Consider the following 11,733-nt stretch of genomic DNA (forward strand, 5'->3'; position numbering starts at 1 on the left):
GAGGTACGTCCTTGTGCTGAAGGGTCAGCGGATAGTCGGTCAGGGCGATGGAAAGTGTCGGGATGGGCTGGGTTGAACGTCCGCGCACAGACGCTCAACCCAGTGCACCGGAACCAGCAGGCAGAGGCCAGCCTGCTGGTTATTCAGCGTTACCCTCTACTACGTTTGTCCCATGCATCGTCGTGTTTGAGGTTTCCGTCCTTGAAGTCCCAGAAGATCTTCTCGTAGCGCAACTCAACCTCTTCCAGGTGGTTGAATTTCGCCTTGTCCGGATCTTTGACGTCGTGCATTTTCGACTCGACCTTCACTACCTTCACTTTTTTAAGCAGGGTGTTGTAGTACTCGACTTCCTGGCCTGCGTCGTTGATGCGATAAAATTTGAACTCGGCGCTCTCGAGTGTCTGGCCTGTAGTAGCAGCCTTATAGAGGTATGTGCTGGAAGCATCGATTTCCTTAGTGAACACGTACGGAGCATGGGTCCGCGTACCGGTCAATTTTCCGGTGCTATCGTCGCTGGCGATGTAGACGCTGTGGTTGTGAGCGACCACCTCGATACTGCCTTCGCGACCTTTCACGGTCACTGAACCATTAATGTCCGCACCGCCGTCATTTTTCAGCCACAGGTAAACGGGAATTGCCATGTGAAGCTCCTTTTTCAGTACACAGATGCCGCGTTTGCGACAGGGGGTTGTACGTCGGCTCCGGCCATGGGAAACACGCAGGCCCCCACTTCCGGCACCAGACGGATATCGACGCGACGGTTGGCCTGACGCCCCGCCTCGGTGTCATTGCTCGCGATCGGCTGGCTCTTGCCAAAGCCCTGCACCGCGAAACAGCTGTCGGGGATGCCGCCCATGCGTTGCATCCATTCACGCACCGCTGCCGCGCGGGCACGGGACAACTGCAGATTGTGTTCGTCGCTGCCCACGGCATCGGTATGCCCGGCGATAACGATCAGCCAGCCGGGCTGGGCCTTGATGCCGACCAGGGCGTCGATCAGCACCCTGGTCGACTCTGGCTTGAGTCGGGCGCTGGCGCTGCTGAACAACGACAGGCTGTCCAGGCGCACGGTTCGCGCCGCGCGTGCCGGCATCGGGTTCGTCGACGGTTGCCGGTGGTTGGCGATGGTCGACAGCAGCCCAGCGCGCAATTGCTCACCGCGATACAGGCCAAGGCCCAGCGCCAGGGGCTCGCCCCGGCGGTAGTAATGGTCGAGGCGCACCGCGTCTTCGCGCAGCACGTTCAACGCTTCTTCCCGTTGGGCAAATTCGGGTTGATCGCGACGCTCCGTCGGGGCAATGGACGCATAACGCCGCAGGTCATCGCTGACCTGACGCAGCAGCAGGGTGTTCTGCCAGGCCGAGCTGGACAGGGCGACAACGGCGGCTGCCGCGAACAGCCACAGCGCAATCACGCTGGCGCGACGCATCGGCAAACGCTGAGCCCGCACTGGCAGCAGATTCAGCAAAGGGTCAGGGAACGGCAGCGACGCATCCGGCGCTTGTACCTGTGCATCGGCGTCCCTCAGCCCGGTCTTGCCCCGCAGCCATTGCCCCCACAGATTGCCGGTCACCATACCGGGCAGTGTCGGTACCAAGGTGCTGGCGCAAACCAGCGGCAAGCCGGCAGGATGGCGACCTTCACGGCTGGCGAAGTGCGCCAGGACATATTCATCCAGCCAGGCAGCAGCACTGTTGAGCTGGACGCTGGCCTGCAACCGCCGACCGTGGGTTGCATGTTCAGCGGGCAGCCGATACCAGTCCTTGGGGCCAAGGCACGTCCCGCCTTCACGAATGTTGCAGCTATCCTGGCCGGCTTCCCAACTGAACCAGGTCCCCTTGCTCGCCGATGATTGCAGGTAGCTGACGAGCATCAGCGGCAGTGCAATACCACGCTGGCGAATCAGCCCGGCCTGGTAATTGAACGTACGCACGTGCCCGGCCAACACCGCGGCATCGGTGTGCTCGCTCGGGTTGACAATGAACATCACGCAGAGCTGCCCGGCCCACTCGGGACGCAAGGCCAGGACACTGTCAGTCACCCCCGACAGCTGTTCCCCACGGGAGACCCGCAGGTAACAGCCCTGCTCGGTCATGCGCAATGCCGGGTGGTCGCTGCTCGTTTCACCAAACAGCCCGGCCAGGCCATCACCACACACCAGTACCACCGGATGACGATACGCCGCCGGTGGCAACGCCAGGTTGTCGAGCGAGCCGAGTAATTGCCGTTGACGCGCGGCCCGGACACAGGCGAGTGCAACACAACCGACAACGATCAGGGCCACGGCGGCACGGCCCCATCCGCCAAGCGGGATGATGGCCAGCAGCATCAGGGTCAGTGCACCCGCCCACAACCAGAGCCCTTGTTTGAGTTTGAGCGTCATGGGCTCCACCTCAGGCTTGCGCGGCCAACAGCGTCGCAACCAGACTACCCAACAGCTGGTCGAGGCCGTACCAGACACCGGCCAGCAACAGACCGGCAGCCAGGACGTTGACCAGCGGCGAGCGCATCCAGCGCAACGCCATTGCGCCATGGCTGGCGCTGAGGGGTGCGGTTAATGTCTGACGCAGCTTCAGTGGTGCGACCCGGGCATTCAGGTCGGCCAGCAGTTGTTCACGCTCGGGGTCATTGTCATCGCGATAACGGCCGCGAAAACCCAGGGTCAAAACCCGCTGGAAGGTCGTCAGCACCAGAAGGTCCGGCGCAGGTTCGCGCAGTACCTCGCGCATGTCCTCGTACAGGAACTCCCCGGCCTGGTGGCGATTGAAAAACTTCGCCTGCAAGGGTTCACTGGCCCACCGGGAATGGGCATCGTTATCGGCGCGGTTGAGCATGGTTTCATCCAGCAGCGCACATTGAGCGTGGCTGATATGGTCGATGCTGCGTTGGGCCAGGCCGGCATCCATGAGCCGCTGGCGAACGTACTCGACCTGCTTTACGCAAAGCGCCTTGACCTCATCGCTGCTTTGCGCGGAGGCCCCTTGCCGCAACTCGACCACCAGCAGGTAGCTGTCTTGCAACAACGCGTCGATGTCGACCGTCATGGCGGCCTGTTTTTTCGCTTCGATCTGGTTCATGCGCGCAGTACCGCGAACAGTTCAAGTTTCACTTCGGCCAGGGTGCTCGGGACGTACAAGGCACAGATGCCCTGGTCCCGAATGGCTTGTCCCTTGGCATGGTTGAGATCCAGGGCGAAGTACTGGTTTTCCAGGCGCAGGGGGATGGCCGCCGGTACATGACTGAGGGACTGCAACGGCACGCCATCGAGGGCGGCGTTGACCAGCTGATCGACTTCGTCCGGTGTGCCGATCTTGCACAGTTGCGGGAACTGACTCTGCAATTGCACGGCGGGCAAGCGGCAACGCACCGACAGATAGAAGTCGGCGCTGTCGGGCTCGCGCAAACGGGCGTCGTCAAGTCGGACCTGCCAACGGTTGGCTGCGCTCTGCTCGAGTGTCAGGGCGATGACTCGAGAAGGCAGACTGGCCTCCAGCAACGTGGAGATCATGCGCAACAGCGGCGGGAACACGCTTTCCAGGTGTTCGTGGCGGTAAGGCGGAATCTGCTCGACATCGTGTTCGAGCGAAAAAGTCAGCAGACTGCCCGCCAGTTTTGTCAACTCCAAATAGACCTGCTCGGGATGTCGCGCCGGCCAGGCCTTGAGATCGGCCAATACCGGCTGGTAGGTGTTCAAGGCATTGAGCAACCAGAACAACGACACGTCGGCCACGGCGAAGTCAGCCATTCGCTGGTTACTCTCACGGCGCATGCCCATCAGCCGCTGACGCTTGGAGGACAACTGGGTCAACAGGTTGTCCAGTTGCGTCAACAGACCCGGGTGCGCCGCGAAACTGAGCAGCGGTGGCACATAGTCAGGATCAGGACTCCAGGCACCCTGCCCGTCACGCACCAGGCGCGCGATCGGGCAGGTCAGGTAATCGCCGTTCTCGTCGTGATCGAAGCGCAGGCTCAGCACGTGTTCCAGTACGCCGACCGATTGCACTTCATCGGCGTAAATGTCCTGCACCTGACGCCAGTCCTGACGATAACGGGTGGGTCGATCGGCCTTGTCGGCGTCGAACAGGCAGTTGTTGCCATTGGCCTGTTCCAGTGGCAAGGCCAGGAGCAAGGTCGCCGCCTGGGTATCGTCGGACAGCAGGCGCGACAGTTCCAGCCCCAGGGGCAGTCGATCGACATGGTCAGTGTCGATGAAGGTGCCGTCAGGCATGCGCAGGCTCAGGCGAGTGGCCTTGAGCTTGCCCAGGCGCAGTGCTTGCAGGTCAAACGCGACGTCCTGGACGCCCCAGGGGTGCACCAGGGACAAACGAGCCAGACACTCGTTGGCCCAGGCTTCCCAGCGCGCCTGCTGCTGGAATTGCTGCGGGGACAGCAATGCCCCCGCGGCCCACAAGGGGCGGTCGATTTTCATGAGGTCGAATCCCTACGCAATGGGTTGGGCTTGCACAGAACTCAGGCTTTCGCCTTGGGCATCTGCGAAACCAGCGACAGGTTGACGTCCATGCCTTCCACCTGGAAATGCGGCACGGCATACAACTTGACGCGGAAGAAACCCGGGTTGTCCTCGATGTCTTCGACGGTGACCCGGCCAGCCCGCAACGGGTGCGAAGCCTGCAGCGAGTCGCCCGGATCGTTCATCTCGGTGACCAGCCCGCTGACCCACTTGTTCAACTCCAGCTCCAACAAACGGCGATCCTTGGTGGTGCCGATGTTTTCGCGCTGGATCAGCTTCAGGTAATGGGCAATGCGTGACAGCAGGAAGATGTAGGGCAGGCGCGCATTGATCCGGCTATTGGCGGTGGCCTCCGGGGTATCGTACAACGCCGGTTTCTGCGTGGAGTTGGCCGAGAAGAAGCACGCGTAGTCACGGTTCTTGTAGTACGAGAGCGGGATGAAGCCGAGGTTGGCGAACTCGAACTCGCGCGTCTCCGGAATCATCACTTCCGAAGGGATCTTCACCTGATTGCCTGTGCCCAGATCGTACAAGTGGATCGGCAAGTCGGTGACCGCGCCGCCAGACTGCGGACCGCGGATCTGCACGCACCAGCCGTTGGCGATAAAGCTCTTGACCATGTTGGCAGCGAACGCAAACGAGGCGTTGGTCCACAGGTATTTGTCGTGGTCCGGTCCCTTGACGCTTTCGATGTAGTTGAAACTGCGCACCGGAACGGTGTCCGGGCCATACGGCAGACGGCCCAATACTCGAGGCATGAGCAAGCCGATGTAACGGGCATCATCACTGTCGCGGAACGCTTTCCACTTGATGAATTCGGCACGGTCAAAGTAGTTGCCGATGTCCTTGATGGCGGCGACTTCTTCCATCGAGTGCTTGCCAAAAAAGGCCGGGCCGACGGAGCCGATGAAGGGCATGTGCGCGGCTGCCGAGACTTTGGAAATATTGCGCAGCAAGGCAATGTCCTGCGGGCTGCGGTCGAACTCGAAGTTGGAAATGGCAGCGGCGATCGGCTCACCACCCGGGGTGTCGTACTCCTGGGTGTAGGTATGCACATACAGGCCACTTTGTGCGATCTCCGGTGCATCCTCGAAATCCTGGACCAGGTGATCCTTGCTGATATCGAGCAGTTCGATGCGCACGTTCTGGCGGAAATCGGTCTGATCGATCAACGATTTCACACCGCGCCAGGTGGACTCCACCCTCTGGAAATCCGGGTGATGCATCACGGCGTCCAGTTGGCGACTGATTTGTGCATCCAGCGACGCAATATGTTCATCCAGCAGTGTCTTGTCCAGACGCCGGACTTTGCGCGAAGACTGTTTGATCAAATTCAAGAAAACACTGACAGCGGCAGTCACTCGCTCATCGGCAGAAACGTCCGACAGCGCCTCGGAACTTTGAAACACTTCGATTTCGCCCAGCACTTTTACCGGGTTGAGATTGATCTTGCCAAACAACGCGCCATATACGCCTTGGTTTTCTTCAGGCAACACTGTAGTGCCACGCGATTGCGCTTGAGAATGTTCGATAGACATTTTTAAACTTCCCTTTAAACGAGCCGAGGTGAATTAACGAATGTGTTCCGGAGTCAGTGCCGCCAACTCACCTCGCAGTTCGTCACTCAGTGCCTCGTCCATGAGAATACGCTCCAGTTCCTGACGGAACGTGGCATTGTCCAACAGGTTGGACTTGAGGTCGCGCAGCAGGTTACGCATTGCCAGCAGTGCGCGCAGTTGAGGAATTTGCCGAGCCACTTGTTCCGGCTCGAAATCCTTCATGCTCCGGAAACCCAGATTGACCGCCGCTTCGCCGGCATCCTCCGCCAGGGTATTGGCCACCGCCAGCTTGACCTCGGGAGAAAACTCGGCCAGCACGCTATCGAAATTATTCTTGTCGATGGCGACTTTGCTTCTCTCGGACAACGGCCGCTGCTCCTTGCCGTTACTGTAGTCGCCCATCACCATCAACTTGAGCGGCAATTCGACCTTTTTCTGTGCATCGCCCGTATGCAAATCGAGCTTGATGTTGACCCGTGTCTTGGGCACTTCGTTTTGGAAACTACCAGAAGCCATAAAATCTCCCTGGATATTTGTAACAACATAAAGCGTTACAAAAATTCAATGACATAATCGAACTCAGGAGTTGAGTCGACAATACGCAATTACATAAGCGGACGTGACATGCAAGCTTGCTTCGGCAGCGAAAGATGAGCCTTTTCAAAGGCAACCGCAACTACGGAAACAAATACTCAAACACTATCAGATGTAATAGTGAACTATCTTACAAAGACATTCCAACCGCCAAATTAATATTTAGACGCGCCTTACATCGCACTCAGAATTTACCTTCCCTCTAAATAGCCATTTCCCACACAACTAAGGAAATTTCCTACTCGAAGATTATTGGCGTGTTTTGATTGCGGCGCGGCATGGCCGTTGAGACAGCGGATGGTCGGTTAATTCCGGAAAAGCGGGGAGGCGATTTCACGACTGCCGTGCCCGGGTCTTGAAGACCGGGCACGGGCAGCACAGTGCTGAGGGATTCTAGAATTTTTCCGCGATGTACTTGAATGGATAGTTCGGATCCCGATAGTTACCGGGGCTTTGGCGCTTGGGCAGTTTCACTTTCGCCCGAGGTACTTCCTCATAAGGAATGCTGCTGAGCACATCACTGATGATGTTCAGTCGCGCCCGGCGCTTGTCATTGGAGTTGGCGACCCGCCACGGGGCGAACTCGGTGTCGGTGGCCTCGAACATGTCGTCCCGGGCACGTGAGTAGTCGTACCAGCGGTTATAGGACTTGAGGTCCATCGGTGACAGCTTCCAGATCTTGCGCCCGTCGGTGATGCGCGCCTTGAGGCGTCGGGTCTGCTCCTGCGGGCTCACTTCAAGCCAGTATTTGATCAGGATGATTCCCGATTCGACCAGTGCATGCTCGACGCGCGGCGCCACGGTGAGAAATGAGCGCACCTGCTCTTCGGTGCAAAACCCCATGACCCGCTCGACACCGGCGCGGTTGTACCAACTGCGATCGAAGATCACCACTTCACCGGCCGCCGGCATGTGCGGCAGATAGCGTTGCACATACATCTGGCTTTTTTCCCGATCGGTCGGTGCCGGCAACGCGATCACCCGGAACACCCGCGGGCTGACCCGTTCGGTCAGTGCCTTGATGGTCCCGCCCTTGCCGGCGCCATCACGGCCCTCGAAGACGATGCAGACCTTGGCGCCCGAGTGCTGTACCCACTCCTGCAGCTTGACCATCTCGACATGCAGGCGCGCCAGCTCCTCGAGATACACCTTGTTCTTGAGCTTGCCGCTTTCAACCGGCTTGCTTTTCGTTGCCGTTTTCTTCTTTGCCATGCCCGTAATCTCCTTCAATGCGTCACACAGCGTCCGGGATGCACCCGGCCGCACTCATTCAACGCCGATTGCGCTGGTAATGTTCAACCGCCAGTTCCAGGTTCAGGAACATGCGTGCCTCGCCCAACGTATGGCCCAAGGGTGCCTTGATGACCATGTCCCATACGCTGGGGCTCATACCTACCAGCCACAGTGAAATGCCTTTCTCGCTCATGTGCTGCTCGGCGCTGGTGAGCATTTTCAGGGCCGTGTATTCCAGGTCGAACACGCTGCGCAGGTCCAGGACCACGACCCTGGGTGTCGCCGCATCGATCAGCGGCCGGATTTTCTCGGCGATGCGCTCGGCATTGGCGAAGAACACCCGCCCCTCGGGCCTGAGCAACAGCAGCCCGTCAAACTGTTCGTCATCTGCGTTGCCGGTGGCCTGCGGGCGATAGACGTTGGTGCCGGGCTTGCGTGCCAGGACATGCACGGGCGGGTCCGAGAGCTGATAGGCCAGGGCCAGTAACGAGACGATGATCGCCACGACGATCCCTTGCAGCGTGCCCAGCAGCATCACGCCGATCATGGCCACCACGGCCCAGACGAATTCGGTACGGCGAACCGACAGGATCTCGCGAAACTCCGACGGCTCGATCAAGCCCACCGAATACACGATCACCACGGCGGCGAGCGTGGCATTGGGCATCAGGCCAATGAGCGGTGCCAGCAGCAGGCAAGTGCCCAATGCCAGTGCTGCGGTAATCAGTGCGGCCAGTTGCGAGCGGGCACCGGCCAGGCGGTTGACCGCCGTTTGCGTGGTCCCGCCACCCGCGACCATGGCCCCGAGAAACGCACCGCCTATGTTGGCAACGCCAGTGGCCAGCAGCTCCCGATTCGGTTGTGGTGCAGGCTCGTCACTGCGGGCGAAAGCGCGTCCCGCGGCGATGGTTTCGGTGAAACTCATCAGCGCGATACCCATCGCCGAAGGCCACAGGGTTTCGGCCAACGACCATAGCGGCAGGGTCGTCGCCGGCAACCCGATCGGCACCACGCCGACGGCAGACACACCAAAACTATCCAGGCCAAGCAGGCTCATGCCGAGGATGCCCAGCGCCACCGCAATCAAGGGTGCGGGCAGTCGCGGCGTAAAGCGTTTCATGCCGACCAGCAGCAATATCATGAACACCCCGACCGCCGCGGTCGGCAGCGAGGCATGAGGGATGCTCTGAACCGTAGCCACCAGGTTGTGCAGGAAGCCACCTTTGTCGATGTGGGTGCCCAGCAGCTTGGGTAGCTGGTCGAGCACGATGACCACGCCAATGCCGGCCTTGAAACCCACCAGCACCGGTTCGGAAATGAAATTGGCGACGAAACCCAGGCGCAGCAACCCCGCGACGATCAGGATCGCACCCACCATCAAGGCCAGCGTGGCGGAGCCGGCGAGCAGGGTCGCCGCATCGCCATCGGGGCTGATCTGGCCCAGTGCGGAGCCAGCGAGAATGGCCAGGGTGGTCGTGGTGCTGACACTGAGCGGACGCGACGTGCCGAGCACGGCATAGATCACCATCGGCACCAGCACCGTGTACAGCCCGACCTGCACCGGCAGGCCGGCAATCGTGGCGTACGCCAGCGCCTTGGGAATGACCACGGCCGCTGCCGTCAGCCCGGCGACCACATCGCCCCGTAGCCAGTCCGGCCGATAACAGTCGAGCCACTCCGGGATCAACAGGCTGCGCACGCTACCCCGCTGTGGAATACCAGGGTTCCGTGCTTGCGGATCGCTGCCTTGTTGATTCATCAGTCACTCCAGTCACAAATCGTCCGTGCGGATGATGAGTGGGCTCAACTGACCGCACAATCCTTTAACTGCACGCGTAACCACTGCAGACCTTCATCGGCATCGAAGTGCGCGTTCCCGCAGGCAATCCACGCAGGCTCGACTACAAATGTAGCCGGTTTGCACGGCTACGCCGCCACATGACTGGAGAAGGAGACAGACGCCCTACCCTCTGCGCGCAAAAATGGAAAGCCTTATATGGACGACGTCATGAAGGCGATAAATGAGCTATACCCGCTAATTCCCCCCATTGCAGTTCTTCAACTCAGGAGTTTGGCAATGAAGCTCAAGACCTCTCTGGCAGCACTCATGGTCGCGGCAAGCCTTTTCGGCTGCGCCACTTCCTCGCACCACGGCGTGAACGTCAATCTGGTCGCCACCCGGCAAAACGCCGGTCAGATCGGCACCGTCACCTTGACCGACTGGGACAAGAAAACCGGGCTCAGTTTCTTCATCAGCGGTGCTCCAACCGGGGTTACCCTGCCCCTGCGCCTTTATTCGTTCATCAATAACGGCACCTGCGAGCAACCCGGGTCAGTCGCCTACGCGATGAACGACACCGTCAACACCGAACGTCAACCCATACGCGGCTGGTCTTTTACCCGAACCGCGCCCGTGCCGTTGCAAACCCTGGTTGACGGCAAATATTCGGTGGTCGTGCGAACGGCTGCGACCGATGGCAACGTCGATATCTTTTGCGGGGACATCAAGGCGACAGAGCCGGTGAAATAGCCCTGGCCAGTGCCGACCAGCCCACGCCCCGGTACCGCTCGTGCCACCGGTTGTCCGGTGCGGGCGGTGGCGTCGGGTGAACGGAAACGGGGGCCGGAAACGACAGCAGCAACAAGCGGTAACAAACCTGTCATTACTCACTGATAACGTCCTGACGCTTTCCCGAACCGCATCCGCTCGATCTCCGATTGCCAGTTCCCTGTACCAGGGCTTTGCCCCTCCGCTCAAGGTGACACTTCAGGTGTACGCAAGCACGACGCGCAAGCAAATCATCATCAGGTCCAACGACATGAGCTGCGACGACTTTGGCGCGTTGTTCTCGAACCTGTTCGGCAACCTGTATGCCGACTCCCCGCCACCGCCGAAAAACATCATCATCGGCGGGGTCTACGGCCGGCACGAAGGTGTCAGTTTTCGGCGCATGCACTATCGCGGCGACTTCACGGTGGACTTTCCCGCACCCCTTGATGAAATCACCTTCGTCATTCCTACCGCCGGCAAGATCATCTTCAACCACATCACCGAGTCGGTAGGTTTCGCGCAGATCGGCCTGGCGATCGACAAGGCCGAGGTCCGCTCGGCGCGCTTTGTCGATAACCACGCACAGCACGGGATATCGATCAGCCGTCGGCTGATCACCGAGCGCCTGTCGACGCTGCTGGGCAAACCCATTCTGCAAAAGGTGCATTTCGAACCGGTGGTGGATCTGAAGGCATCGGCCTTGCAGGGCATCCGGGCATTGATCGAACTGGCCACGGGCAGCGAGTTCGACCTGCTGATCAACAGCGGTTCGCTGATGCCTTCGCGCCTTCGCGAAATGCTGGTCGATGCGGTGCTCGAAACCTGGCCGCACAACTTCACCGAAGCCCTCCGGCGCCCCTCTCCCCTGATAGCGCCGCGGCATGTGAAGCTGGCCGTCGAGTACATCCAGGCGCACCCCGAGCACCTGGCCAGTGGTTCGGAGCTGGCGCAACTGACCCATGTCAGCCTGCGCGCCTTGCAGGAAGGTTTTCAGCGTTTCATGGGTACTTCGATTGTTGCCTATCAGCGCCAGGTACGCCTGGAGCGCGCCTTTGCCGCGCTGTCCCAGGGGGCGTCGCCGTCGGTGACAGACGTAGCTCTGCAATACGGCTTCAGCAACGTCGGGCGGTTTTGCCAGTACTTCCAGAGCGCCTACGGCATCAGCCCCGCAGACGTGAGAAAGGGTGTGCGAACGCGGCCGATGGCGACCCATTGAGGGATTAGCGGGAGCGCTCGCGAAGGCGGAGTGACATTCAACATCCCTGTCGACTGACATGGCCTCTTCGCGGGCAAGCCCGCTCCCACAATGTTTTGTGCTTGCCACA

Annotated in this window: 10 protein-coding genes; 2 read left to right on the plus strand and 8 right to left on the minus strand. The window is 60.0% G+C overall.

Going from position 1 to position 11,733, the window contains the following annotated elements; genetic code table 11:
- Window positions 1–149: 149 nt before the first annotated feature.
- From tssD to KSS91_RS17060, 8 genes are all read right to left on the minus strand, one after another.
- Window positions 150–641: a type VI secretion system tube protein TssD gene (tssD, locus tag KSS91_RS17025; protein ID WP_217835500.1), complete on the minus strand. Its 492-nt coding sequence runs from the start codon at window positions 639–641 to the stop codon at window positions 150–152.
- 14 nt (window positions 642–655) lie between these two features.
- Window positions 656–2,383: an OmpA family protein gene (locus KSS91_RS17030; protein WP_217835501.1), complete on the minus strand. Its 1,728-nt coding sequence runs from the start codon at window positions 2,381–2,383 to the stop codon at window positions 656–658.
- A gap of 10 nt (window positions 2,384–2,393) precedes the next feature.
- Window positions 2,394–3,077 carry a type VI secretion system protein TssL, short form gene (tssL, locus tag KSS91_RS17035; RefSeq protein WP_217835502.1) on the minus strand — a complete coding sequence of 228 codons (684 nt, stop codon included), beginning with the start codon at window positions 3,075–3,077 and terminating at the stop codon, window positions 2,394–2,396.
- Window positions 3,074–4,429, minus strand: a complete 1,356-nt coding sequence (tssK, locus tag KSS91_RS17040) for a type VI secretion system baseplate subunit TssK (protein ID WP_217835503.1) — start codon at window positions 4,427–4,429, stop codon at window positions 3,074–3,076. The genes tssL and tssK overlap by 4 nt, the downstream gene beginning before the upstream one ends.
- A gap of 41 nt (window positions 4,430–4,470) precedes the next feature.
- Window positions 4,471–6,009, minus strand: a complete 1,539-nt coding sequence (gene tssC / locus KSS91_RS17045; RefSeq protein WP_217835504.1) for a type VI secretion system contractile sheath large subunit — start codon at window positions 6,007–6,009, stop codon at window positions 4,471–4,473.
- 33 nt (window positions 6,010–6,042) lie between these two features.
- Window positions 6,043–6,546 carry a type VI secretion system contractile sheath small subunit gene (gene tssB / locus KSS91_RS17050; RefSeq protein ID WP_217835505.1) on the minus strand — a complete coding sequence of 168 codons (504 nt, stop codon included), beginning with the start codon at window positions 6,544–6,546 and terminating at the stop codon, window positions 6,043–6,045.
- A 471-nt stretch (window positions 6,547–7,017) separates the two neighbouring features.
- Window positions 7,018–7,836: a polyphosphate kinase 2 gene (ppk2, locus tag KSS91_RS17055; RefSeq protein WP_217835506.1), complete on the minus strand. Its 819-nt coding sequence runs from the start codon at window positions 7,834–7,836 to the stop codon at window positions 7,018–7,020.
- Window positions 7,837–7,894: 58 nt separating this feature from the next.
- Entirely contained in the window at window positions 7,895–9,616 is a 1,722-nt protein-coding gene (locus tag KSS91_RS17060) for a SulP family inorganic anion transporter (protein WP_217835507.1), read from the minus strand.
- Window positions 9,617–9,934: 318 nt separating this feature from the next.
- Between KSS91_RS17060 and KSS91_RS17065 the strand changes: the two genes are divergently transcribed.
- Both KSS91_RS17065 and KSS91_RS17070 read left to right on the plus strand, forming a co-directional pair.
- On the plus strand, window positions 9,935–10,387 hold the full coding sequence (locus KSS91_RS17065) for a hypothetical protein (protein WP_217835508.1): 453 nt from the start codon (window positions 9,935–9,937) through the stop codon (window positions 10,385–10,387).
- Between the two features lie 289 nt (window positions 10,388–10,676).
- Entirely contained in the window at window positions 10,677–11,624 is a 948-nt protein-coding gene (locus KSS91_RS17070) for an AraC family transcriptional regulator (protein ID WP_225923692.1), read from the plus strand.
- Window positions 11,625–11,733: the final 109 nt, after the last annotated feature.

The sequence above is a fragment of the Pseudomonas azerbaijanorientalis genome (genome assembly GCF_019139795.1).
Taxonomy (GTDB): domain Bacteria; phylum Pseudomonadota; class Gammaproteobacteria; order Pseudomonadales; family Pseudomonadaceae; genus Aquipseudomonas; species Aquipseudomonas laurylsulfatiphila.